Origin of the sequence: Kineosporia sp. NBRC 101731 (genome assembly GCF_030269305.1) — a bacterium.
Lineage (GTDB): Bacteria > Actinomycetota > Actinomycetes > Actinomycetales > Kineosporiaceae > Kineosporia.
This window is the reverse complement of sequence record NZ_BSTC01000010.1, coordinates 202,870-227,640: the sequence shown is the minus strand read 5'-3', so window position 1 is coordinate 227,640 and position 24,771 is coordinate 202,870. Positions and strand designations below refer to the sequence as shown.

22 protein-coding genes are annotated in these 24,771 nt (G+C 71.9%); 16 read left to right on the top strand and 6 right to left on the bottom strand.

Features of this window, described 5'->3' with window-relative positions:
• The first annotated feature begins 52 nt into the window (after positions 1-52).
• From QSK05_RS25370 to QSK05_RS25350, 5 genes are all read left to right on the top strand, one after another.
• Entirely contained in the window at positions 53-2,659 is a 2,607-nt protein-coding gene (locus QSK05_RS25370; protein WP_285599829.1) for a diguanylate cyclase domain-containing protein, read from the top strand.
• Entirely contained in the window at positions 2,656-5,229 is a 2,574-nt protein-coding gene (locus tag QSK05_RS25365; RefSeq protein ID WP_285599828.1) for a sensor domain-containing diguanylate cyclase, read from the top strand. Before QSK05_RS25370 ends, QSK05_RS25365 begins: the two co-directional genes overlap by 4 nt.
• A 54-nt stretch (positions 5,230-5,283) precedes the next feature.
• On the top strand, positions 5,284-7,122 hold the full coding sequence (locus tag QSK05_RS25360) for a DUF429 domain-containing protein (protein ID WP_285599827.1): 1,839 nt from the start codon (positions 5,284-5,286) through the stop codon (positions 7,120-7,122).
• 15 nt (positions 7,123-7,137) lie between these two features.
• Entirely contained in the window at positions 7,138-8,307 is a 1,170-nt protein-coding gene (locus QSK05_RS25355) for a 4-hydroxybenzoate 3-monooxygenase (RefSeq protein ID WP_352302586.1), read from the top strand.
• Between the two features lie 116 nt (positions 8,308-8,423).
• Positions 8,424-10,682, top strand: a complete 2,259-nt coding sequence (locus tag QSK05_RS25350) for a putative bifunctional diguanylate cyclase/phosphodiesterase (protein WP_285599825.1) — start codon at positions 8,424-8,426, stop codon at positions 10,680-10,682.
• Here QSK05_RS25350 and QSK05_RS25345 read toward each other — a convergent pair.
• Complete coding sequence (locus QSK05_RS25345) at positions 10,663-11,418, bottom strand: IclR family transcriptional regulator (protein WP_285599824.1); 756 nt, start codon at positions 11,416-11,418, stop codon at positions 10,663-10,665. The two genes, QSK05_RS25350 and QSK05_RS25345, sit on opposite strands and share 20 nt — an antisense overlap.
• 79 nt (positions 11,419-11,497) lie before the next feature.
• On the opposite strand from QSK05_RS25345, the gene pcaH reads away from it, so the two are divergent.
• The 4 genes from pcaH to pcaC are packed head-to-tail and all read left to right on the top strand — an operon-like array spanning position 11,498 to position 14,585.
• Positions 11,498-12,286: a protocatechuate 3,4-dioxygenase subunit beta gene (pcaH, locus tag QSK05_RS25340; RefSeq protein ID WP_285599823.1), complete on the top strand. Its 789-nt coding sequence runs from the start codon at positions 11,498-11,500 to the stop codon at positions 12,284-12,286.
• 5 nt (positions 12,287-12,291) lie between these two features.
• Positions 12,292-12,819 (top strand): protocatechuate 3,4-dioxygenase subunit alpha, encoded by a 528-nt coding sequence (gene pcaG / locus QSK05_RS25335; RefSeq protein WP_285599822.1) that lies wholly within the window; start codon positions 12,292-12,294, stop codon positions 12,817-12,819.
• Positions 12,776-14,122, top strand: coding sequence for a lyase family protein (locus tag QSK05_RS25330; protein ID WP_502879823.1), 1,347 nt, complete (start codon positions 12,776-12,778; stop codon positions 14,120-14,122). Before pcaG ends, QSK05_RS25330 begins: the two co-directional genes overlap by 44 nt.
• A 7-nt stretch (positions 14,123-14,129) precedes the next feature.
• The gene (pcaC, locus tag QSK05_RS25325; RefSeq protein ID WP_502879826.1) at positions 14,130-14,585 is read left to right on the top strand and encodes a 4-carboxymuconolactone decarboxylase; all 456 of its coding nucleotides are present in this window, start codon (positions 14,130-14,132) and stop codon (positions 14,583-14,585) included.
• Here the strand turns inward: pcaC and QSK05_RS25320 are convergent.
• Positions 14,484-15,113 (bottom strand): LysE/ArgO family amino acid transporter, encoded by a 630-nt coding sequence (locus QSK05_RS25320; RefSeq protein WP_285599819.1) that lies wholly within the window; start codon positions 15,111-15,113, stop codon positions 14,484-14,486. The genes pcaC and QSK05_RS25320 overlap by 102 nt on opposite strands.
• Before the next feature lie 69 nt (positions 15,114-15,182).
• Between QSK05_RS25320 and QSK05_RS25315 the strand changes: the two genes are divergently transcribed.
• Positions 15,183-16,076: a LysR family transcriptional regulator ArgP gene (locus tag QSK05_RS25315; protein ID WP_285599818.1), complete on the top strand. Its 894-nt coding sequence runs from the start codon at positions 15,183-15,185 to the stop codon at positions 16,074-16,076.
• Here the strand turns inward: QSK05_RS25315 and QSK05_RS25310 are convergent.
• Positions 16,073-16,570 carry an ATP-binding protein gene (locus QSK05_RS25310; RefSeq protein ID WP_285599817.1) on the bottom strand — a complete coding sequence of 166 codons (498 nt, stop codon included), beginning with the start codon at positions 16,568-16,570 and terminating at the stop codon, positions 16,073-16,075. The genes QSK05_RS25315 and QSK05_RS25310 overlap by 4 nt on opposite strands.
• The gene (locus tag QSK05_RS25305; RefSeq protein WP_285599816.1) at positions 16,567-16,962 is read right to left on the bottom strand and encodes an STAS domain-containing protein; all 396 of its coding nucleotides are present in this window, start codon (positions 16,960-16,962) and stop codon (positions 16,567-16,569) included. Before QSK05_RS25305 ends, QSK05_RS25310 begins: the two co-directional genes overlap by 4 nt.
• 200 nt (positions 16,963-17,162) lie before the next feature.
• Here QSK05_RS25305 and QSK05_RS25300 point away from each other — a divergent pair, with 200 nt between their 5' ends.
• Positions 17,163-17,774, top strand: coding sequence for a biliverdin-producing heme oxygenase (locus tag QSK05_RS25300; RefSeq protein ID WP_285599815.1), 612 nt, complete (start codon positions 17,163-17,165; stop codon positions 17,772-17,774).
• Entirely contained in the window at positions 17,771-19,999 is a 2,229-nt protein-coding gene (locus tag QSK05_RS25295) for a SpoIIE family protein phosphatase (RefSeq protein ID WP_285599814.1), read from the top strand. Before QSK05_RS25300 ends, QSK05_RS25295 begins: the two co-directional genes overlap by 4 nt.
• A gap of 4 nt (positions 20,000-20,003) precedes the next feature.
• Here the strand turns inward: QSK05_RS25295 and QSK05_RS25290 are convergent, their stop codons facing one another.
• Complete coding sequence (locus QSK05_RS25290) at positions 20,004-20,321, bottom strand: DUF202 domain-containing protein (protein ID WP_285599813.1); 318 nt, start codon at positions 20,319-20,321, stop codon at positions 20,004-20,006.
• A complete protein-coding gene (locus QSK05_RS25285; RefSeq protein WP_285599812.1) occupies positions 20,321-20,683 on the bottom strand; it encodes a YidH family protein in 363 nt (120 codons plus the stop codon). The genes QSK05_RS25290 and QSK05_RS25285 overlap by 1 nt, the downstream gene beginning before the upstream one ends.
• A gap of 156 nt (positions 20,684-20,839) precedes the next feature.
• Between QSK05_RS25285 and QSK05_RS25280 the strand changes: the two genes are divergently transcribed.
• The 4 genes from QSK05_RS25280 (at position 20,840) to QSK05_RS25265 (ending at position 24,771) form a co-directional block, all read left to right on the top strand.
• On the top strand, positions 20,840-21,766 hold the full coding sequence (locus QSK05_RS25280) for an LLM class F420-dependent oxidoreductase (protein ID WP_285599811.1): 927 nt from the start codon (positions 20,840-20,842) through the stop codon (positions 21,764-21,766).
• A 109-nt stretch (positions 21,767-21,875) separates the two neighbouring features.
• On the top strand, positions 21,876-22,628 hold the full coding sequence (locus tag QSK05_RS25275) for an enoyl-CoA hydratase (protein ID WP_285599810.1): 753 nt from the start codon (positions 21,876-21,878) through the stop codon (positions 22,626-22,628).
• Between the two features lie 87 nt (positions 22,629-22,715).
• Positions 22,716-24,326, top strand: coding sequence for a hypothetical protein (locus tag QSK05_RS25270; RefSeq protein WP_285599809.1), 1,611 nt, complete (start codon positions 22,716-22,718; stop codon positions 24,324-24,326).
• 28 nt (positions 24,327-24,354) lie between these two features.
• Entirely contained in the window at positions 24,355-24,771 is a 417-nt protein-coding gene (locus QSK05_RS25265) for a hypothetical protein (protein WP_285599808.1), read from the top strand.

Here is a 24,771-nt window from a genome sequence, read left to right as displayed (position 1 = left end):
GGTGCCAGCAGTGCCGATCGCTGCGGTCCGCCGACCCTACGGGAGGCACGACGTGACTGCCCAGGGGCGGTTGACACGGGACGGTGGGCTCCTCGTCGGCTGCCTGTTGCTCGGGCTCGGGGTGTCCGAGTTCGGGATCCGCCTGCTGCGCGACCCGGCCCTGCCGGTGTCCGTCTGGTGGCCGCTCTCCGGTCTCGGGGTGGCACTGCTGGCCCGGCTGCGTCCCCGGTCCTGGCCGATCACCCTGGTCGCGCTGGCCACCGGGCAGCTCGTCACCCGTCTCAGCACGTACTACGCGTCCCTGGAGAGCGCCCTGCTGGTGCTCGGCGCCGGCCTCGGCGAGACCCTCGTCATCAGTCTCCTGCTGCGCCGGGCTTTTCCCGGCGGGGTGCTGCTGGACTCTCCCCTCGCGGCCGTGCGGTTCGCGGGCTGCGCGGTGGGCGGGGTGATGTGCGGCGCCACGGTGTTCGCCCTGACCCAGGATCTTCCGGGCGGGGAATCCGTTCCCGGGCTGTGGAACGGGTACCTGCGCAGCCACTGCCTGGGCCTGCTCATGGTGTCGCCCTTGTTCCTGGTCTCCGCGGACGCCGGCAGCCTGCTCCGGGAGGTCCGGCGGCACCGGCTGAACCTGGAGTGGGCCGCCCAGGCCGTGGTGCTCGGCCTGACGACCGCGGGCGTCTTCCTGACCGATCAGCGGGTCGTGCCCGACTTCGTCTGTGCTGTCCCGCTGATCTGGGGCGGTCTGCGCCTGGGCCCGGCCCGGGCGATGGGCTCGCTGTTGCTGATGGCGGTGATCACGACCGTCGGCGCGTTGCGCGGGGTCGGTCCGGTGGTGCAGGAACCGCCGGCCGCCCAGACGTTCGCGATCCAGGCCGTGCTGGTCTCGGCCACGCTGTGCACGCTGTTCGTGGTGCTCGCCGCGCAGGCCCGGTCCCGGTTGCTGGAGAGGACCCGGGCCGACGGCGCCGATCTCGTGGCGGCCGAGCAGATCGCCGGTCTGGGCTCGTCCACCTGGGACCTTGACTCGAACGAGACTCGCTGGAGCGCGGGAATGTTCGCTCAGATCGGCCGGGAGCCGGGGAGCGTGGCCCCGGCCGCGCAGGCGTACCTGGAGCTGATCCACCCGGACGACCGAGGGGTGGTGATCGCCGCGCTGTCCCGGGCGCAGGAGGGGATCGGGATCCCCGACATGCAGTTCCGGCTGCTGCGCCCGGACGGCACCGAGCGCACGCTGATGGCCCGCAACCGGCTCGACCGGCACCCCGACGGCCGGCCCGCCCGGGTGCGCTCGACCGTGCTCGACGTGACCGAGATGCGGCAGGCCGAGCTGGATCTCCAGCAGGCGCACACCCGGCTGGCCGGGGTTCTGGACGCGGTGGAGGACGTAGCGATCGTCGGGTGCCACGCGTCCAGTCTGCTGATCACGTTCTTCAGCCGGGGCGCGGAGCAGATGCTGGGGTGGCGGGCGGACGAGGTGGTCGGCATCCACCGGCCTTCGATCTACCACGATCCCGCAGAGCTGGAACGGGCCGGGGCCACCGAGGACGAACAGCTGCTGGGGCTGGGTGAGCAGGTGATCAGGACCGGTCACTCCAGCACCCGCTGGACCTGCGTGCGCCGGGACGGCTCGCGGTTCCCGGCCCAGGGCAGTCTGACCCGGGTTCTCGGGCCGGACGGGCAGGCCGAGAGCTTCATCGCCGTCATCGTCGACCTGACCCAGGTGCTGCGGGCCCAGGCCGATCTGCAGGAGAGCGAGGACCGGTTCCGCCTGGCCTTCGACTTCGCACCGATGGCGATGGCCGTGGTGATGCTGGAGGAGGGCGACCCGCCGGTTCCCGGCCGGATCGAGCGGGCCAACCCGGCCCTGTGCCGGTTCACCGCCCTCTCCGGAGCGGAACTGGTGGGGCGCCACCTGGCCGACCTGATGACGCCGGCCCACGCCGCACTGGCCACCACCGACCTGCAGGGTCTGCTGCTGGAAGGAGGCGACAGCGCCACGGCCGAGCGGGCCTTCCACCGCGCGGACGGCAGCGAGGCGTGGGGTCTGCTGTCCACCTCGGTGGTGCGCCCCGCCGACGGCCCGCCGTACCTGATCACGATGATCGAGGACATCACCGCCCGGATGCAGCTCACCGAGCGGCTGCGGCACGAGGCATCGCACGATCCGCTCACCGGCCTGCCGAACCGGCAGGTGCTGCGCCGGCGACTGGAGGACGCGCTGGGCGAGGCTCCCGTGGACGGTCCGGTCGCGGTGCTGTACGTCGACCTCGACGGGTTCAAGGCCGTGAACGACACCCTCGGCCACGGGACGGGTGACGGCCTGCTGGTGCAGGTGGCCGACCGGATCGCCGGCTGTGTGCGCAGCACCGACGTGGTGGCCCGGCTCGGTGGTGACGAGTTCGCCGTGCTCCTGCCCCGGGTCGGCCATCTGGACACGGCCCGCACGATCGGCGAGCGCATCGTGCGGGCCCTGGCCGCGCCGTTCACGGTCGAGGGCTCCGCCTGCCGGATCGGCGCCAGCATCGGCATCGCCCTGTCCACGCCGGAAGACACCCAGCGGGCCGGGGACTCGGTGCCGCAGCTGCTGAACGCCGCCGACGAGGCGATGTACGAGGCCAAGCGCAGCGGCCGGGGCCGGGTCGAGGTGAGCGCCCGATGACCCGGCCGACCCACCGGTCCTGGTCGACGTGCCTGGTCGCCTGTTTCGCCCTGGCCGTCGTCACGAGCGAACTCGGTCTGCGCCTTCTGCAGGACCAGGCGCTGCACACCTCGGTGTGGTGGCCGCTGGCCGGCGCCGGACTGGCCTTGATGGTCCGCCTCCCCCGCGGTTACTGGCTGCCGGTGATCGCCGGCATCGACTCCGGGCAGTTCCTCTCCGCCCTGGGGCACGGCTACGGCCTGACCAGTTCGGCCGCTATCGCCCTCGCCACCGCCGGCGAACTGATCGCCATCGCCACCCTGCTGGGCCGGGTGTTCCCCGGCGGGGCGCGCCTGGACACGCCTCGTCACGCCGCCGGCTTCACCGGTTGTGTGGTCGCGGGCGTCGTACTGGGCTCGACGGTCTACGCCGTGCCCCAGACGCTCTGGGGCAATGGTGATCTCCTCGCCCTCTGGGCGGGCTGTTTCAGCGCCCACGCCCTGGGCATGCTGCTGGTCTCACCGGTGTTCCTGGTCGCCACGTACGACGAGGCCCGGGACGAACTGCGCGAGCGCCGGGCCAATCTGGAATGGCTGGCCCAGTTCGTCGTGGTCGGCGCCCTCGGAGCCGTGATGTTCGCGACGAGGCAGCAGCTCGTCCCCTCGGTAGTCTGTTCCCTGCCCCTGCTCTGGGGTGGCCTGCGTCTGGGCGCGCTGCGGTCGATGGTGTCACTGCAACTGCTGGCCGTCGTCGCGACCGTCGGAACCCTGCACGGAGGTGGGCCGTTCGCCGACACCGGCTGGGCCCGCACCCCCACGACGCAGATGGCTCTCGCCTCCCTCACCCTGCTGCTGCTCTTCAGCGTGCTGGCGGCCCGGGCGAAGAACGAGGCCCTGAGACTCAGCGAGGACCGGGCCGCCGCGCTGACCAAGGCCGAGGAACTGACCGGCACCGGGTCGGGGATGCTCGACCTGAAGACCGGGCAGGTGACCTGGACGCCGGGTGTGTACCGGCATCTCGGACTCGACCCGGCGACGGTGGCACCGGACCCGCAGCACTACTTCGCCGCGATCCACCCGGACGACCGGGAACGCGTCATGAACACGGTGCGGGAGATGATGGCCACCGGCGAGACCCGGATCGGGCACGAGTACCGGCTGATGCACCCGGACGGGTCGCAACGCCTGGTGGTCGGCCGCACCGAACCCGAGACGGACGATTCCGGCCGGGTCGTCCGGCTCCACTCCACCGTGCACGACATCACCGCCCTGCGGGAGACGCAGGCCGCCCGGGCCCGGTCGGACAGTGAACTCGCTGCGGTCCTGGAGGCCCTGACCGAGACCGCCGTCCTCACCACCTCGGCCGTCACCGGAATCGTCACGCGGTTCAACCGGGGCGCCGAGCGACTGCTCGGCTGGGAGGCGGGCGAGGCCATCGGATCGGCCCGGCCCTCGACGTTCCTGACCCCCGAGACCCGTCGGGCGATCGCGAACAGGCTCGGCACCGACGATCAGGCCCTCGCGTTCGAGGCCATGTCGCGCCGGCCGGGGAAATCGGTCACCGAGCAGACCATCTGCGTCCGCAAGGACGGCACCCGGTTCCCCGCCCAGCTCACCATCACCACCCACGTCGCGCCCGACGGCTCGCGCGAGTTCATCGGCGTGATCACCGACCTGACCGAGGTCATGCGGGCCCAGGCCGAACTGGGCGAGAGCCAGGACCGCTTCCGGCGGGCCTTCGAGGGAGCTCCTCTGGCCATGGCGATCGTGGGTCTGGACCCGATCGACCCCGGCGTGATCAACCGGGTCAACCAGGCCCTCAGCGAATTCGTCGGCCGGCCGGCAACCGCTCTGCTGGGCCGCCGGATCGCCGATCTGACGGCGGAACCGTCCGCCACCCGGATCACCGAGCTCCTGGTCCGGATGGCGGACGGGGAGATCCACGAGGCGCGGGACGACATCCAGCTGCTGGAGTGCGGTGACGGGGAGAAGTGGGGCCGGATGGCGGCCTCGGCCGTGCGGCCCTCCGGCGACACCGCGGCGTACCTGATCGTGATGATCGAGGACATCACCGCGCGGCGGGAACTGACGGAACGACTGCACCACGAGGCCACGCACGACGCCCTGACCGGGCTGCCGAACCGTTCGCACCTGCACCGGGAGCTGGACCGGACGCTGCGCCAGCAGGTCCGCCCGGTGGCCGTGCTGTACATCGACCTGGACGGGTTCAAGGCGGTCAACGACACGGCCGGGCACGCGGCCGGTGACGCACTGCTCAAGCAGGCCGCCGACCGGATCGCCGCCTGCGTGCGGGCCGACGACGTCGTGGCCCGGCTGGGCGGCGACGAGTTCGCCGTTCTCTGCCCGGGAATCGCCGACGCGGACATCGCCCTCGAGGTCGCCCGGCGCATCGTGGCCTCGATCGGTGAGGAGTTCGACCTGACCCTGGCCCGGGTGCGGATCGGGGCGAGTGTCGGAGTGGCGCTGTCGACCACGGACGACACCGGACCGGCCCTCCTGCACGCTGCGGACGAGGCGATGTACCGCGCGAAACGGGGTGGCAAGGGCCGTGTGAGGGTCAGTTCACGATGACCGCTCGGTGAGCCCGTTGCGCCCCGTGCTCCCGCATACGGCAGGCTTTCTCCCGTGTACTTCGTCGGACTGGATCTTGCCTGGGGCGAACGCAAGCCCACCGGACTCGCCGTGCTCGACGAGGAGGGCGCGCTGCTGCACGTCAGCGCGGCCCAGAGCGACGAGGACATCCTCGCGGCGCTGGCGCCCTACACGGCCGGTGACTGCGTCGTCGCGATCGACGCCCCGCTGATCGTGCGGAACGAGACCGGCAACCGGCCGGCCGAGGCGGCCCTCAACAAGGACTTCGCCCGGTTCCACGCCGGCGCCCACCCGGTGAACACCACCAAGCCCGAGTTCTCCGGGGTGCCGCGCGGCGCCCGCATCGCCTCGGCGCTGAAGCTGGACATGAACCCACGCTCAGGCCGGGGCCGGCGGGCGCTCGAGGTCTACCCGCACGCCGCCACCGTCTCACTCTTCCGGCTCGGCCGGACACTGAAGTACAAGGCCAAACCGGGCCGCACCCGCGACCTTCTGCAGACCGAGCTGCTCCGGCTCATGGGCCTGGTCGGCGGTCTGGCCGGGGCCGAGCCGGCTCTGCACCTGGACCGGCCCGGGTCGCGCTGGCCGGAGCTGATCGAGGCGGCCGGCAGCGCCGGGAAGAAGAGCGAGCTGCGGGTCGTCGAGGACCAGGTCGACGCCGTGATCTGCGCCTACGTGGCGCTTCTGGCGACCCGTCACCCGCAGATGATGACCACCTACGGCGACGCCGAGAACGGTTACATCGTCACCCCCGCGCTGCCCGAAGGGCTGGAGCCGAGCTCGCCCGACGACCCCGCCCAGGAAGACCCGGTGTCGCTGGCCGTGCGCGAGTACGCCCTGCGACAGCCCGCCCTGGCCGAGGCCGCCGACACCTTCGTCGCCCTCGTCACCTCGATCCTCGACGAGGCCGGCATCAACTATCTGAGCGTCAACGGCCGGGCCAAGGCGGTGGCCTCGTTCGCCGGGAAGGCCGGGCGACGCACCGAGGACGGCGAGCTGGTCTACACCGACCCGCTGCGGGAGATCAACGACCAGATCGGCGTCCGGGTGATCACCTACGTGCAGCACGACGTCGCCACCGTCGCCGACGTGATCCACGACCAGCTGCTGGTCCAACGCGACCGGGACATGGGCGAGGAGACCGCCCGGCAGGGCCGTTTCGGCTACCGCAGCCGGCACATGCTGATCGCCCTGGACGCCGCCCGGGAGGGGCACTCCGACTACGAGGCGTTGCGCGGGCGGGCCGCCTCGCTCCAGGTGCGCACCGTGCTGCAGCACGCCTGGGCCGAGTTCGAGCACGACATCCGTTACAAGGGATCGGTTCCCGCCGAGCAGGCCCCGGAGCTGGACCGCCGCTTCACACTGGCCGCCGGCCTGCTGGAGCTGGCCGACCAGGAGTTCTCCAACATCCGCGACCGGATCGCCGAGAGCCAGCCCCTGCCCGGCGGCGAGCCGGGCGGTGACGACGAGACCACCGGCCGCGACATCGCCGACGACGACTCCCGGGTCGGCGCCCGTGAGCTGGCGGCCTTCCTGGCCGGGCAGTACCCGGAGGCCGGCTGGTCCCGCACCGAGCACTACACCTGGATCACCGGCCTGCTGTCCGAGCTGGCGATCACCTCGCTACCGGAACTCACCGAGGTACTGCGGCCGGTCAACGAGCTCGACCTGAACACCCGGATGGCCTACAAGTACCCGCCGGGCGCCGTGCGCCGGCTCGACGACGCGCTGCTCGCGGCGTTCGGGGAGAAGTACGCGGCCCTGCCCGGCAACGCCGACCGGCGTCCCCTGCTGCGCTCCCGGCTGGAGAAGCTGCAGCCGGCCGCCCTTTCACCCAGTGAAACGCCCGACGCGTCCACCCCGCAGATCTGAGGTGCACTGATGGCCATGCGCACTCAGGTCGCCATCGTCGGCGCCGGCCCGGCCGGACTGCTCCTGTCCCATCTCCTCGAGGCCGAGGGGGTGGAGTCGGTGGTGCTGGAGACCCGCACCCGCGCGTACGTCGAAGCCCGCATCCGGGCCGGCATCCTCGAGCAGTCCACGGTCGACCTGCTGGTGCAGCACGGTCTGGGCGACCGGCTGCTCGCCGAGGGCGACCCGCACCGGGGCATCCACCTGCAGTGGCCGCAGGAACGGCACCACCTCGACTTCGTCGACCTGATCGGGCGCACGGTCACCGTGTACGGGCAGACCGAGGTGCAGAAAGACCTCGGCCGGGCCCGGGAGGCCGCCGGGCAGACGATCCTCTACGGGATCGGCGACACCGGCGTCCACGAGGTGGAGTCCGATCGTCCGTACCTGACCTTCACGGACGCCGACGGGCGGTCCCGGCGGCTCGACGCCGACGTCGTGGTCGGGTGTGACGGCTCGTTCGGGCCCAGCCGGGGCGCGGTGCCGCCGGCCGTGCGCCAGACCTGGGAACGCGTCTATCCCTACGCGTGGCTGGGTGTGCTGGCGGCCGTGGCACCCTCCACCGACGAGCTGATCTACGCCCGGCACCCGGACGGTTTCGCCCTGCACTCGATGCGCTCGGCCGAGGTCAGCCGCTTCTACCTGCAGGTGCCGGCCGGCACCGACATCGCCGCCTGGCCGGACGACCGGATCTGGGAGGCGCTGTCCGCCCGCCTGAACCTGGACGGCTGGGAACTGGCCACCGGCGCGATCACCGAGAAATCGGTCCTGCCCATGCGCAGCTTCGTGCAGCAGCCGATGCGCCACGGCCGGCTCTTCCTGGCCGGTGACGCCGCCCACATCGTGCCGCCCACGGGTGCGAAGGGACTCAACCTCGCGGTGGCCGACGTGGCCCTGCTCGCGCCCGCCCTGGCCGACTTGCTTGTGCGTCGCGACCGGCGGGCTGCGGACGCCTACTCAGACACGGCCCTGCGCCGGGTGTGGCGCTGCACGCACTTCTCCTGGTGGATGACGACCATGCTGCACACCGCGGACGACCCGTTCGACGCCCAGTTGCAGCTGTCGCAGCTGCGGTGGGTGGCCGGCAGCGAGGCCGGGGCCCGGGGCCTGGCGGAGAACTACGCCGGGATGCCGATCGAGCTCTGACCCGGCTGAACCCGTGCTGATCGGCAAGGGTGACGGACCGTCACGGCCGGGGGCCGGAGGTATGACGCGCGGGCCGCCCTCTACACCCGACATCCGGCCGGGTCGATCGCTGGCCCATGCGCCTCGACGCCGGCCGGCGGTACCTCGTCGTCGCAGCTCTCCTGCTCACCTCCTACTGGCTGATGCCCGCGGGCTCGGCCCGGAGCGTGGCCCAGGTCGCCGTGAGCCTGAGCAGCGCCGTGGCCGTGCTGGTCGCCGCCCGGCTGGACCGGCCCCGGCGGCTGGCCTGGCTGGCGTTCTCCTTCGGCTCCGGCCTGAGCGCCGTCTCCGACGGATACGTCGCCGGGAACATCGCGGCCGGTGTGCAGCTGCCCTACCCCAGCTGGGCCGACGCCGGCTGGCTGACCGGCAACGTCGCCGCCGCGCTCGGCCTTCTGCTGCTGCAGCGCGGGCGCCGGGTGGAGGCGACCGGGCTCCTGGACACGGCCGTGGTCACCGGCGCGGGCGGGCTGGTGCTGTGGGTGGCTCTCTACCAGCCGCTGGCCGGCGACCTGGACCTCGCCGAGATCGTCGGCCTGCTCTACCCGGCCACCACGATCGGCATGCTGGCCGCCGCGGTCTGGCTCGTGACCAGCGTGCCCGCACCGGTGGAGGGCTGGGCCACTGCCGCCCTGACCTCGGGGGTGCTCTCCGGCCTGCTGGGGAACGTGATCTACGGGGTGAGCCAGGGCACCCTGAACCCGCAGGACCGCTGGTTCGAGACCTGCTACCTGCTGATGTACATCGGCTGGGGTTACGGGGCCCTGCGCTCGGCCACCGTGCCGGCCCGGGCCGGTGCTTCCCCCACCTGGGAGGTGTCCCCGGTCCGCCTGGTCGCGATGTACGCGGCCCTGCTGGTCGTGCCGGGTGTGCTGATGGTCGACTACCTCAACCGGCTGAACCTCAATCACCTGCCGATCGCCGTCGTCTCGACCCTGCTCTCCGTGCTGGTGCCCGCCCGGCTCTGGCTGTCGATGCGCCAGCTGCGCGCGTCCACCCGGCAACGCGACGCCTACCGCGACGACCTGGAGCACCAGGCGGCCCACGACCCGCTGACCGATCTGCCCAACCGCGCCTACATCCGGGAACTGCTGACCTCACTCATGCACCGGGCCGCGCGCGCCGGTGACGAGGTCGCGGTGCTCATGATCGACCTGGATTTCTTCAAGAAGGTCAACGAGCAGCTCGGCCAGCCCGCCGGTGACGAGGTCCTGCGCACGGTGTCCGAGCGGATGACGGGCCTGCTGCGCAAGGGCGACCTGCTCGGCCGGCAGGGCGGCGACGAGTTCGTCGTGCTGATCGACCCGGTACCGTCCCCGGCCGAACTGGTGGCCATCGCCGAGCGTCTGGTGGCCGCCGTCAGCGCACCGATCATGACCCGGGCCGGGCGGGCCTCGGTGGGAGCCAGCGTCGGCATCGCGCTGGCCCGCGACGGCCAGACGGATGCCGAGAAGCTGCTGCAGGACGCCGATCTGGCCGTCTACGGGGCCAAGGGCAAGGGCCGGGGCCGGGTGGAGATGTTCGACACCACCCTGCGCGAGGAGCTGGAGGCCCGGGCCCGGCTGGAGGCCGGCATCCGCAGCGGCCTGGCCACGGGCGAGTTCGAACTGCATTACCAGCCGGTGATGAGCGTGGCCACGGGAGCTCTGCATTCCTACGAGGCCCTGATCCGCTGGCGGCACCCCGAGCGGGGTCTGGTGCCGCCCGACGAGTTCATCCCGGTCGCCGAGCAGAGCCTGCTGATCTGCGAGATCGGCCGCTGGGTGCTGCATCACGCCACGCAGCAGCTGGCGGCCTGGAGCCGGCAGGACCCGGTCGGCCACGGCGACATCACCATGGCCGTCAACATCTCGGCCCGGCACCTGGCCTCCCCCACCCTGGCCGGCGAGGTGCGCCACGCCCTGCAGGAGAGCGGCCTGCAGGCCCGGCGGCTGGTGGTCGAGATCACCGAGACCGTGCTGCTCGACGAGCCCACCGCCGACGCCCACCTGCGGGACCTGCGGGCGCTGGGGGTGGCCGTCGGTCTGGACGACTTCGGCACCGGCTACACGAGTATCGGCCAGTTGCAGAAGCTCCAGGTCGACATTCTCAAGATCGACCGGAGCTTCCTGCGCCCGGACGATCCGGGCGCCCAGGCCCTGGTGCAGCTCATGGTCACCGCCGCCCACGCCTTCCACCTCGACGTCGTGGCCGAGGGTGTGGAGACCCAGGAGCAGCTCGACCGGCTCGCCGGCATCGGCTGCGAGCTGGCCCAGGGCTACTACCTGGGGCGGCCGAAACCGGCCCGGGACATCCAGGTCGGCGCCACCACGGGCCTCAGCGCAGCGAGCGGCTGATCCCCTCCGCCGCCACCCGCAGCGCGGCCACCAGCCGGGGCCGGTCCCGTTTCAGCGAGGGCACCACGATGCCGAGCGCCGCGACCACCTCGTCCCGGGCCCCCCGCACCGGTACCGCGACCGAGCAGCCGCCGAGGCTCATCTCCTCCACCGTCTGCGCGTACCCCTCCCGCCGGACCCGTTCCAGCTGCGCCGTGAGCCGCCCGGGCTGGGTGATCGTGTAGGGCGTGATCCGGGTCAGCCGTTCCAGAGCGCCCCGGCGCACCGGCGGCGGCGCGTGCGCCAGCAACGCCTTGCCGACCCCGGTCGAGTGCAGAGGCAGCCGGGAACCCACCTCGCTCACCACCGGCACCGACTGGTGGCCGGCGAGCCGGTCGACGTAGAGCACCTCGATCCCGTCGCGCACGGCCAGGTGCACGGTGGCCAGGGTGGCGGCGTAGATGTCGTGCAGGAAGGGCGAGGCCACCTGCCGCAGCCCGGTCTGCACGGGAGCCAGCAGGCCGAGGTCCCAGACCCGGCGGCCGACCACATAGCGGGCGGAGTCCGGCAGACGGTCCAGCGCGCCCCACTGCACCAGCTCGGCGACCAGCCGGTGGGCGGTCGGCACGGGCAGCCCGGCCCGGTGGGCCATCTCGGTCAGGGTGAGCCGCCGGTGCCGGTCGTCGAAGGCACCGAGCAGGGCCAGCGCCCGGGCGGTGACGCTCTCCCCCGCCGTCGCACCCCGCGATCCGGCCATCGGCACCTCTCCCCTGCTATTCCGCTGGACGGAAGTCTCACCTGTTCCGCACCGGATGTAAACACCTACCGTCACCAGCATGCCGACGCCGTCATCGGATGCCGCGACCACCACGCAGCGCCAGATCAGCGAAGAGATCGCCGCCATCGGGAACCACCGGCGGGGAAGCAATCTCGCGCAGCCCGCCCTGGACTATCCCCCTTACCGCAGCAGCCTTCTGCGTCACCCGACCAAAGACCTGCACCACGCCGATCCGGAGGGCGTGGAGCGGTGGGCCCCGTGTTTCGGTCATCAGGACGTGGACCCGCTGGAGGCGGACCTGACGATCCAGCACTCCGGCGAGCCGATCGGCGAGCGGATCGTGGTGACCGGCCGGATCAGCGACGGAGACGGGCACCCGGTCGCCCACCAGCTCGTCGAGATCTGGCAGGCCAATGCCGCGGGCCGGTACATCCACCAGCGTGACCAGCACCCGGCGCCGATCGACCCGAACTTCACCGGGGTGGGCCGCTGCCTGACCGGCGCCGACGGCACCTACCGGTTCACCACGATCCGGCCCGGCCCCTACCCGTGGCGCAACCACCGCAATGCCTGGCGTCCGGCTCACATTCACTTCTCGCTGTTCGGAACGGATTTCACCCAGCGCCGGATCACCCAAATGTACTTCCCGGGTGATCCGCTGTTCGCCTACGACCCGATCTACCAGTCGATCACCGACCCGGCCGACCGGGAACTGCTGGTCGCCCGCTACGACCACGACGTGACCACCCCGGAGTGGAGCACCGGCTACCGCTGGGACATCGTGCTCACCGGCGCCCACCACACCCGGTTCGAGGAACCCGAGGAAACCGAGGCAGGAGAGGAATGAGAGGCATGACCCGCCGCGCCACACCGGGCCAGACCGTCGGCCCCTTCTTCGGTTACGCGCTCCCCTACCCCGGCGACCGGCACCTGGTACCGCCGGGCACCCCCGGGGCGGTCCGCCTGCACGGCACGGTGCGGGACGGTGCGGGGAATCCGGTGCCGGACGCGCTGATCGAGATCTGGCAGCCCGGCCCCTCGGGTGCGGTGGAACACTCCGGCGGGTCGCTGCGCCGCGACGGCTTCACCTTCACCGGCTGGGGCCGCGCCGGCACCGACACCACCGGTCACTACTCCTTCAGCACGCTGCGACCCGGCGGCGAGGTCCCGTTCTTCGCCATCACCGTGTTCGCCCGCGGGTTGCTCGACCGCCTCTTCACCCGCGCCTACCTGCCCGGCGCCGACCTCGGCGACTTTCCCGCGGACCGCCGCGACACCCTGCGCGCGAGTGAGGAATCCACCGGCTACCGCTTCGACATCCGACTCCAGGGCGAGGATGAGACCGTGTTCCTGCGATTCCCGGGGCATCGGGCAGACTGACCCCGTGACGATCTTCTGGCCCGGCGACGAGCGCGCGGGCGCGCTGATGTCCCCTGCCGCACTGCTCACCGCCATGATCCGGGTCGAACAGGTCTGGCTGGACGGGCTGGTCACCGCGGGGATCGCGCCGGCCCGGGCGGCGGGTCGCCTGACGATCGGCATGGCGGACGCGGACGGGCTCGCCTCCGCGGTCGCGGCGGGCACCGAGGCCGGGGGCAATCCGGTCATCCCGCTGACGCGGTGGCTGCGCTCGATGCTGGAGGGTGACGCGGCCCTGTGGGTGCACCGCGGCCTGACCAGCCAGGACGTCATGGACACGGCCCTGGCCCTGTGCCTGCGCGACGTGCTGGAGCGGGTGCGCGAGGAACTGGACACCCAGATCCTCGCGCTGGCGGCCCTGGCCGGCGAGCACCGCAACACCGCGATGGCCGGGCGCACCCTGACCCAGCACGCCGTGCCGACCTCGTTCGGGCTGAAGGTCGCTCAGTGGCTCACCGCGCTGCTCGACGCGCGCGACGCCCTCGACCGCCTGCCGGCCCTGAAGGTCCAGCTCGGCGGGGCCGCGGGCACGCTCAGTGCTGTCCTCGAGCTGGCGCGGGGCAGCGGCTCGGCCGATCCCGGACGCACGGTGCGCGGGCTGCTCGAGGGCACGGCCGACGGGCTCGGCCTGGCCTGGGCACCGCCGTGGCACACCGCGCGGGGCCCGGTCACGGCCGCCGGCGACGTGCTGGTCGGCGCGTGCGACGCCTGGGGCCGGATCGCCCGCGACGTGATCGTGCTGGGGCGCCCGGAGATCGGCGAGCTGGCCGAGCCGAGTGTGGCCGGGCGCGGGGGCTCCTCGACGATGGCGCAGAAGCAGAACCCGGTGCTGTCGGTGCTGATCCGCCGCACCGCGCTGAGCGCCCCGCAGTGGGGAGCCACGCTGCACCTGGCCGCGGCCGAGGCCGTCGACGAGCGGCCCGACGGTTCCTGGCACACCGAATGGCCCGCCCTGCGCTCCCTGTCCCGGGCCACCGTGTCCGCCGCCGGGCAGGCCAGCGAACTACTGACCGGCCTGCGGGTGGACCCGCACCGGATGCTGGTGAACCTCGAGGCCGCGGGCCCGGCGATCCTGGCCGAGCAGGCCAGCATGCGCGAGCTGTCCGGGAGCACCCCCGGCAGCGATCCCCGCGACTACCTGGGCCTGACCGGACTGCTGGTGGACGACGTCCTCCAGCGGGCCCTGACATCGGCTGCATCGACCCTGCCATCGGCTGCAACGGCTGGATCGACCCTGACCTCCGGAGGAAACCGTGGATCGTGACCGGAGCGTGGGCCAGCGCATCGACGCCGGCACCGCCGTGCGGCGCGAGGTACTGGGCGATGCGCACGTCGACCGCGCGACCGCGGCGGCCACCGCTCTGACAACCGAGTTCCAGGATTTCATCACCGATTACGCGTGGGGCGGCATCTGGACCCGGCCCGGCCTGGACCGGCGCAGCCGTTCGATGATCACCCTCACCGCGCTGATCGCCCGCGGCCATCATGAGGAACTGGCGATGCATGTGCGGGCCGCGCGGCGCATCGGCCTCACGGTGGACGAGATCAAGGAGGTCATCCTCCAGAACGCCATCTATTGCGGCGTTCCCGACGCGAACACGGCGTTCCGCATCGCCCAGCAGGTGCTAGACGCCGAGGGCGATCCGGAGGCCCAGGGTCAGCATCACGATGGCGACGAAGGCGTCCAGCACCCGCCAGGCGACCGGCCGGGAGAACACCGGCCGTAGCAGGCGGGCCCCGAAACCCAGCGCGGTGAACCAGATCACGCTGGCGGCAACGGCCCCGGCCACCCACCACCAGCGCCCCTGCGGCTGGCCGTTGGCGATCGACCCGAGCATGACCACGGTGTCCAGGTAGACGTGCGGGTTGAGCCAGGTCAGGGCCAGCATCGTCAGCACCGCCCGGCGGGCCCCCGCACCCGGGGCCGCCTCCCGCACGTCCCCCGCCTCCAGGGCCCCACCGTCCGGCCGGATCACCCGCCGGGCCGCCATCAGGGCGTAGGTGATCAGGAAGGCGGCGCCCACCACCCGGATCACCGTCAGGGCCTGCGGCGTGCTCTGCACCAGGGCGCCCACCCCCAGTACCCCGGCCAGGATCAGCACCGCGTCGGAGACCGCGCAGACCACCACGGCCGGCAGCACGACCCGCGTCGACCCGGCGATCCCCAGACGCAGCAGGTAGGCGTTCTGGGAGCCGATCGCGACGATCAGGCTCAGTCCGGTCATCAGGCCGAATACGGCGGGCATCAGGTGCATGCCGATGACGCTACGAGCACCCTCTTCTGTAGTACAGCTCATCTTCCTGAAGGTGCTTAAGCTGAGCTTATGCGCTTTCAGCGGGACCACCTGGAGACCCTGCTCGCGGCGGTGGACGAGGGAACGTTCGACGCGGCCGCGGCCCGCCTGAACATCACCGCGAGTGCCGTGTCGCAGCGGGTCAAGGCGATGGAGCAGGCGGCGGGGCGCATCCTGCTGCGGCGCACCACCCCGATCCGGCCCACCGCCGACGGCGAGGTGGTGGTGCGGCACGCCCGGCAGGCTGCTCTGCTGGAGGAGGAGACCGCGCGGGCCCTGGCCGGCACCGGCCACACCGGCGTGCCCTCGATCCCCCTCGCGGTCAACGCCGACTCGCTGGCCACCTGGTTCCTGGGGGCGCTGGCCGGCGTGCTGGACGACACGGCGGTGGTCTTCGACCTGCACCGCGAAGACCAGGACCGCACCTCCGACCTGCTCCGCTCAGGTACCGTGATGGCGGCCGTCACGGCGGAATCGGCTCCGGTACAAGGTTGTTCATCGGTGCGACTGGGCACGATGCGATACCACGCGGTGGCCTCACCGGACTTCGTCAGCCGGCATCTGAAAGGTGAGGCGGGAACCGCCGGCCTGGACGGCGTCCCCCTGGTGGACTTCGACCGTCAGGACAGCCTGCAACAAGCGTTCCTGCGCACCGCCGTGGGGCACGACCCCCGATCACCGCGGCACTACGTGCCCACCTCGGAAGATTTCGCCCGGGCGGTGAGAACCGGTTTCGGCTGGGGGATGCTGCCCGAGCAGCAGTGTCTGGAGGATCTGGCGGCCGGCCGGCTCGTGGCACTCGCGCCGGAACGCCCTGCGAGCGTCGAACTGCACTGGCAGCGCTGGAAACTGCAGTCTGCGGTGCTCGACCGGGTGACCGCCGCGGTATGCGCGACCGCCGCCCGGGAACTGTTGCAGTACTAAGAGGTGGCCTGGTCGAGCCGGTGCATGAGGCTCGGTGAGGGCATGTCGCCCACCAGCGCCCAGACCAGTTTGCGGTCTTTCTCGACACACCAGCCGACCTCGACGGACATGGAGATCACCAGGCGCAGCCCGAGCCCCCCCACGGCGGTCAGGTCGGCGCCGGGCGGCACCGGCACGCGATCGGCGGCCTTGTCGGCGACCACGAGCAGCCAGCCCTGAGGGCCCCGGGACAGCGATGCCGTGACCGGCGGGCCACCGTGGCGCAGGCCGTTGACCGTGAGCTCGCCCATGGTCATGGCCACCCGCTCGCTGGCCGCCGAGAAGACGTGCCCGGAGGGGTGGGAAGCGTGACCCGACCCGCCGGCGGCAGCCACTGCGTCACGGGCCTGGGTGCGGGCCTCGACCGAGCCGTCGAACGAGTCGATCTCCCAGTCGAGCCGCTGGGCCCAGAACCCGGCCGGGGGCCTGGCCTGCGTGAGCACCGCGGCGCTCATGACTGCTCCACCACCCGGGCGGCGGCCTGCGTCTCCTCCGGTAGCCACCGGGTGAGGTCATTGGCCCCGACCAGGCTGATCAGCTCGGACACCCGACGCGAGGGCCCCTGCAGCAGGAGCTCCGTGCCGGCGGCGCGCAGACCCGCGGCCAGCCTCACCACGAACGAGACGCCGACAGAATCCATCATTGTGACCTGTCGCACATCCATCACCGTGCGCCGGCCGGCGTCGATGGAGAACCGCCCCGCGTACTCCAGGTCTTCACTGACGCGCACGTCGACATCCCCGTAGAGGATGACCAGCGTCTGATCGCCCTGCGAGAACACGACTACGTCACCAGGGGCGTTCTCCTGCTGCCCCGAGGCCTGGTGGTCCTGATGGTTCCGGGACACCTTCGCCTCCTGTTCTCCCCGCGGCGTCGTGGCCGGACAACCGTCTCCTGTTCCGCCCCGGGCCGTTGACCACGGTCTTCTCCATGGCACGGGCCCGGGCAGCTTGCATCGTTATGCTAACTCACCAGGGTTTTCCCGCTCGACGTGAACGACATGACCGGCGATGTCGTGGCGTTCCGCAACCACGGACGGAGCAGTAGGTGACCAACACCCCCGGCGGCCACGGGATCGAGGCCCTGCGCACGGCCACCCGCGCGACCCACGAGCGGCTGGACGCCCTCGTCGACCTGCGCGCCTGGGACCAGGCCACGCACCGGTGGTGGCTGCAGCGCATGCTGGGCCTGCACGAACCTCTCGAGCGCGATCTCGGGTCCTGGTACGACGGGCACGCCGCCTCCGGTGAGGACGCGCCCGACGTGCCCTCCCGCCGCCGGGCCGGGGCCATCGCGTCCGACCTGCGCTCGCTCGGCCTGACCGACGAGGAGGTGCGCAACCTGCCCCGCAGTCCGCTGCCCCCCGCCCCGACGACGCGGGGGCAGGCCCTGGGCCGGCTCTACGTGCTCGACGGTTCCGCCCTGGGTGGCTCGGTCATCGCCCGGCACGCCGTCGCCAACGGCGTTCCCCACGACGCCTGCACCAGCCTGGCCCACGACCCCGGCCGGATCGCGAGCTGGCGCGAGACCAAGGCCCTCCTCGACGACCTGACCCCCGCCGAGCTGGCCGAGGCCGTGCTCGCGGCGTCCGAGCTGTTCGCGGTCTTCGAGGCCTGGCTGCTCACCCCGACCTCCGACGGCAGGACCTCTCAGCAGTGACTCTTCCCGAACCCGATCTCGACGAGTGCGCCCGCGAGCCGATCCAGTACCCCGGTTCGGTGCAGCCGCACGGCGTGATGATCGTGGTGCACCCCGAGCGGCACACGCTCCTGACGGCCTCGGAGAACCTCACCGTGTTCGTGCCGGGCGCGCCCTCGGCCCCGGGCACCCCGGCCGGTGCGGTGCTCGGCGAACAGCTGTGGTCGGAGGTGGCGCAGCGCGTCGCGGACGACGACCTGCTGGAACCGGTCCGCTGGATCGGCCCGGCAGGCGGCCCGTGGGCCGGGCGCGCGGTCGACGTGCTGGTGCACCACGCCGGTCCGGGCCGACTGGTCGTGGAGCTGGAGGCCGTGACCGACGTGTCGCTGGGCCGGTCGGTGTCGCTGTCGGCGACGAACACGCAGATCGCCCGGTTGCGGATGGCCCCCGACAACGACGCCGTGTTCGACCGGCTGGTCGCCGCGGTGCAGCGGGTCACCGGTTTCGACCGGGTCATGGTCTACCGCTTCGACCGGGAGTGGAACGGCGAGGTGATCGCCGAGCGGCGCCGCCCCGACCTGGAGCCCTTCCTGGGTCAGCAGTACCCCGCGGCCGACATCCCGGCCCAGGCCCGCCGGCTCTACGTGCTCAACCGGCTGCGCTTCATCGTCGACTCGCACGCCGGTGCGGCCCGGCTCGTGCCCCGGGCCCCCGACGACGACGGGGGTGAGCTCGACCTGTCGTACGCGCCGCTGCGCAGCGTGTCACCCGTGCACCTGGAATACCTGCGGGGCATGGGTGTGCGGGCTTCGATGTCGGTCTCGATGGTGCGGGGCGGGATCCTCTGGGGCCTGATCGCCTGCCACCACTACGACGGGCCGCTGCAGCCCTCGCACGACGAGCGGGCCGCGGCCGACTTCCTGGTGCAGGCCGCGATGGAGATCGTGACCACCCGCGAGACCACCGACGACGCCACCCGGCTGGCGGCCGGTCAGCGTCAGGTCGACCGGCTGCTGCCGGTGCTGGACCAGCCGCAGCTGTCCCCGGTCGAGGCCCTGGCCACCGCCGACCTGGCCCTGGTCGCCGGGCTGGCCGACGCCGACGGGGTGATGCTGCGCCACGGCGCCGTCCGGGCGAGCTGGGGCGAGGTGCCCGGCGCCGCGCTGGCCGACCGGATCGCGACGGCCCTGGCCCGCACCGAGGGGATCCCGGTCTTCACCGACCATCTCGAGGCGCTGCGGCCCGGTCTGGGCAGCGATGAGGTGGCCGGGGCCCTGGTGCTGCCGCTGTCCCCCGGCTCCTGGATCCTCTGGGTGAAGCGGGCCGTGGAACGCACGGTGCGCTGGGCCGGTGACCCGAACGACAAGACCGTCACGGTGCGCGCCGACGGTAGCGCCCGGATCGGCCCGCGCCGGTCGTTCGAGGTCGCCGAGGAGAAGCTGCGCGGCCGCAGCACCCCCTGGAACCTGTGGCAGGTGCAGGCCGTGACGGCGCTGGGCACCGCCGCCACCGCCCAGATGCGCCGCTACGAGCGCGACGCCGTCAGCATCGTCGAGGACCTGCACGACGCGCTGCGCCCGGCCGGGCTGCCCTCGGTACCGGGCGCCGAGCTGGAGGTGCGCTACCTGCCCGCCCCGGAGGGCCGGTTCGCGGGCGACTGGTGGGACTGCTTCGAGCTGCCCGACGGCCGGCTGGCCCTGGTGGTCGGTGACGTCACCGGGCACGGCAGCTCGGTCACCGCGACGATGACCCAGCTGCGCACGGCCCTGCGTGCGTACCTGCTGGAAGGCGCTCCCCCGGCCGAGACCCTGGCGCGGCTGGACTCCCTGGCCCACCTGGTCTTCCGCCCCACCCTGGCCACGGTGGTGCTGGCCCTCTACGACTCCACCACCGGGGAGCTCGAGGTGGCCCGGGCCGGGCACCCGCACCCGGTGCTCGCGCGGGCCGACGGCGCCGGGCCTCTCCTGGTCACGGCCCGGCCCCCGATCGGTCTCGGGGTGGAGGTGGCGCCCGGGTCGTGGTCGGGCACCCTGGCCCCGGGCGATTCCCTGGTGCTGTACTCCGACGGGCTGAGCGAGCACCGGTCGCTGAGCCCGGACGAGGGCATCCAGCGCATCGCCGACGCGGTCGCAGCAGCCGGGGTGGCCGGGGCGCTGCCGCTGAACGCGGTGGCCGACCTGCTCATCGACTCGGTCCCGGCGGCCCGCACCGACGACACCACCCTGCTGATCGTGCGCCGCAGCTAGGGTTTCACGACCAGACGCACCAGAGCGCGGCCCCGGCCAGGAGCAGGGTCAGCACCGTGCCCGCCGCGACGGCCCGGAAACCGTGCACCGGGACGGCCTCGTTGAAGTCGGTCACCCGGTCGCGGTGCCGGGAACGCTGCACCAGGCCCAGCCCGGCACTGGCGACCAGCCCGGCCAGGGCGAGAATCACGGCCACGACCACGGTCTCGGGCCGGCTGGTGCGGATCATCAGCAACGACACCACGGCGAAGGACATCGAGGTGCGCATCCAGGCCAGGGTGGTGCGCTCCACCTGCAGGCCCGGGTCGCCGGTACGGGCCATCAGCCGGCCAGCAGCACGACGGCCACCAGCACCAGCGCGGCCAGGCCCACGCCGTAACCGATCAGTCCCACCGCGCCGAGCAGGGGCAGGGGCTGGTTCGAGCGCATGGCCCGCTCACTCGCCCACCACCGGCGGTAGGCCGCGACGGCGAGCGCGCCACCCATCAGCAGCAGCAGGGAACTGAGCAGCTCACGTTGGAGATCGGGGACGTCGGTCAGGAAGGCGTCCGCACCGATGCCGCCGGCGATCAGGCCGAGCGACGTGCGGATCCAGGCCAGGAACGTGCGCTCGTTGGCCAGGGTGAACCGCGGGTCCGGAGCCTCCCCCTCGGACAGCAGTTTGCGCTCCCAGGAAGGCACCATGCCGTCATGGTCGACCATTAACAGTCCGTTCACAAGGAATCTGTCAATAGTGAGATCTAACTAATTTCAGACCGTTTCGAGGTTCCCACCAGGGCCGATAGACAAACATCGCCGGGTGCGTGGGCGCCCCGCTCGCGCATCTGAAAGGCTAGGACCATGCGTCTGGTCATCTTCACCGAGCCCCAGCAAGGGGCGACCTATCATGATCTTCTCAAGGTTGCGCAGTGCGCGGAAAGCGCCGGTTACGACGGCTTCTTCCGCTCCGACCACTACCTCACGATGGGTGGCGACGGCCTCCCCGGCCCGACCGACGCCTGGGTGACCCTGGCCGGTCTGGCGGTGCAGACGTCCACCATTCGCCTGGGCACGCTGGTGACCTCGGGCACCTTCCGCTACCCCGGCCCGCTCGCGGTCAGCGTGGCCCAGGTCGACCAGATGAGCGGCGGCCGGGTCGAACTCGGCCTGGGCGCGGGCTGGTTCGACGCCGAGCACTCGGGCTACGGCATCCCGTTCCCGCCGGTCGGTGAGCGCTTCGACCGTCTGGCCGAGCAGCTCGAGATCATCGAGGGCCTGTTCACCACGCCCGTCGGCCAGACCTACAGCTTCGACGGTCAGCACTACCAGCTCACCGACTCCCCCGCGCTGCCCAAGCCGCAGCAGGAGAAGCTGCCGTTCATCGTCGGTGGCAAGGGAGCCAGGCGCACCCCGGCCCTGGCCGCCCGGTTCGCGGCGGAGTTCAACACGCCGTTCGTGAAGCAGGACGAGGTCGGGCCGCTGTTCGAGCGGGTGCGCCGGGCCTGTGCCGAGGCCGGCCGCACGAACCTGCCGGTGTTCTCGTCCGCCGCCGTGGTCTGTGTGGGCCGCGACGACGCCGAGCTGAAGCGCCGGGCCGCCGCGATCGGCCGGGACGTCGAGGAGATGCGCGAGAACGGCGGCATCGTCGGCACCGTGAACGAGGCCGTCGAGGCCATCGGCAAGTACGCCGAGCAGGGGGCTGAGCGCCTGTTCCTGCAGGTGCTCGACCTGGCCGACCTCGACCAGGTGGAACTGATCGCTGCCGAGGTGGCCCCGCAGCTCGCCTGATCCTCTCCTCGTGATCAGGTGAACCCTCCCCGGAGGGCTCACCTGATCACGATGGCTTTTGGACGTCTTTGTCAGGTCGGTCTCGTCAGGTCGGTGAGGGAGCAGGACGATGAAGTCGGTCCGGATGGAGAAGGACGGCCCGGTGCGTCACATCGTGCTGGCCGCGGCCAAACGGCGGAACGCGCTGTCCGCCGTGATGCTCGACGAGCTGGCCGAGGCCGTGGCCCGGGTGGCGACCGACGACGGGGCCCGGGCCCTGGTGGTGCGGGCCGAGGGTAAGGCGTTCTGTGCCGGGGCCGAGGTCCCCGGCCTGTTCGGCGACCTGAACCGGCCCACCGCGCAGATCCGCGACGACCTCAAGCGCATCTACGCCAGCTTTCTGGGAGTGGCCGACCTGCCGATCCCGACCATCGCCGCGGTGCAGGGCGTAGCCGTCGGCGCGGGCATCAACCTGGCTCTGGCCTGTGACATCGTGATCGCCGGGCCGGGTGCCCAGTTCGCCGTCACGTTCGCGGACATCGGCCTGCACCCGGGTGGGGGCGCCAGCTGGTTCCTGACCCGGCGGATGGGCGCCGACCGAGCCCTGGCAGCGATCATCGCGGCCGAGACCATCAACGCCGAGACAGCTCTGCGCAGCGGCCTGGTGACCCAGGTGGTGGACGACCCGGCCCGGGTCGCCACGGACCTCGCCCACCAGGCGGCCCGGCGTGACCCCGGCCTGATCCGCGACGCCAAGCGGGCCGTGCAGATGTCCGAGACCTCCGAGCTGCCCGAGGTGCTGGAGTTCGAGTCGTGGGCCCAGGCCGCCACGGTCGGCCGCCCGGACTTCGCCGAGTTCGTGGAACGCTTCACCCGCCGGTAGGGCCTTCAGCGAAGCTTCATCGCCGTCGCGCACCCTCCTTCTCATCAGCCACTTCCCGTGGCCCGCAGAAGGAGGTTCATCGTGCAGGTGACCAGCAGACTCCCCCACCTCCAGGCTCCGGCTCCCGGACAACGGCGCAGTGTCACCGGCCACGGTGACCTCACCCCGCAGATGGTCGAGACCGGCACCTGGTCGGACGACCTGGTGGCCCGGGCCGGGATCCCGGTCGTCGACGTGCCGTTCGTGACCGTCGGCGGCGGCATCGGCTCGTTCGTGCTCGTCGACTACCTGCGGGTGATGGGGGTGCCGGCGGACGCGATCCGGGTGCTGTCCAACCTCGACGTGCCCTGGCAGACCTACGAGCACCTGACCCGGGTGTCACAGATCCCCGGCCCCGAGCGGATCCGCTCGGACTCCGCCTCGATGCCCGACAACCTCTGGGGGTTCCCCAGTTACGCGATGCGTGAGGCGGTGGCGGAGCGCTCGCTGAAGCCGGTCTGGAACGTGCTCTGTGAGCCGGTGCTGTCGAACTACTACACACCGCGGGTGAGTCAGGTGTTCCGCGGCCTGCAGCGTGAGCACGACCGCATCGGGTACGCCGACATGCTGGTCAAGGGCACGGTGCGGATGACGCGGCGGCGTCACGGCGGGGGCTATTTCACGATCGTGACCCCTCCGGCGGGCACCACGGCCACGAAGCGGGTGGCCTACCGCAGCCGGTTCGTGCACCTGGCGGTCGGTTACGCGGGCCTGAAGTTCCTGCCCGACCTGCAGCGCTACCGTGCCGACACGGGCGACCACCACCGGGTGGTCAATGCCTACGAGGGCCACGAGCACGTCTACCGCGAGGTCGCGGCCCGGCCCTGCACGGTGGTGATCCGCGGCAGCGGCATCGTGGCCTCCCGGGTACTGCAACGGCTGATCGACGACCGCGACGCCCTCGGTACGAACGTGCGCATCGTGCACCTGTTCCGCACCTACGTGGCCGGGTCGCACGGGCGCAGCGTGTTCATGCGCCGGCGGGGTGGTCACGGCTGGGCGCACCAGGGCTTCAACTACCCGAAGTCGGCCTGGGGCGGGCAACTCAAGGCCCGCATGCGCCGGCTGGAAGGTGAGCGCCGGGCCGACCTGTACCAGCAGATCGGCGGCACCCAGACCCCGGTGCGCCGCTCCTGGATGGAACAGCTGCGACGGGGCCGCAAAGAGGGCTGGTACCAGGCGATCAGCGGTGAGGCCGAGCTGGTGCGGGCCCGGGGGACCTGCCTGTCCATGCTGCTGAAGCCGCTTCCGGCCGAAGGTTTCACGGTCGGGCGCGCCGCGGTGGAGATCAGCTGTGACTTCGTCATCGACTGCACCGGTCTGGAGGCCGACATCGCCGAGCACCGGGTGATCGGCGACCTGATGCGGTACAGCGGGGCCGGGCGTAACCCGGTCAACCGTCTCGACGTGGAGCGCACCTTCGAGGTCCGCGGTACCCGGAGCGGTACTGATGGCGGTACTGCGGGAGGCGGCCGCCTCTACGCCAGCGGCGCCGCCACCCTGGGTGGCTACTTCCCCGGGGTCGACACCTTCCTCGGCCTGCAGATCGCCGCCCAGGAGATCGCCGACGACCTGGCCCGGCAGGGCTTCTGCAAGCGCCTGGGCCCGGTGCGCTCGATCCGGCAGTGGTGGCGCTGGATGACCGCCCGCCGTCCCTGAAACCCCCTTCCCGACAAGGAGAAATACCGTGCTACTCACGCTCTCCGGGCGACTCCAGACCCGCATCGCGGTGCTCGCCGTGATCGGCGGCCTGGTCACCCTCGCCGTCACCCCACTCGTCACCGCTTCCTACACCGCCGCCTACTGCATCCTCGCCGCCGTGATCGTCATCGGCCTGGGCTGGGAGCTCGTCTACCACCTCCTGCAGCAGTTTCGCTGGGAGAAGGACTGGCCCACCCTGTTCGCCCTGCTCAACGGCATCAACGAGGGCGTGCTGCTGTGGTTCCTGATCGACGCCGGCCTGATCCCGAACACCACCGGGGTCACCGCCGCCCCGTTCTCGATCCTCTTCGCCGCCGTCTGGCTGTCCACCTGGCTCTGGAACAACGGGCCGATGCGGGTCCCCCTCGTCCACTGGCGCTTTCGCGGCGGAAGGCTGATCTGA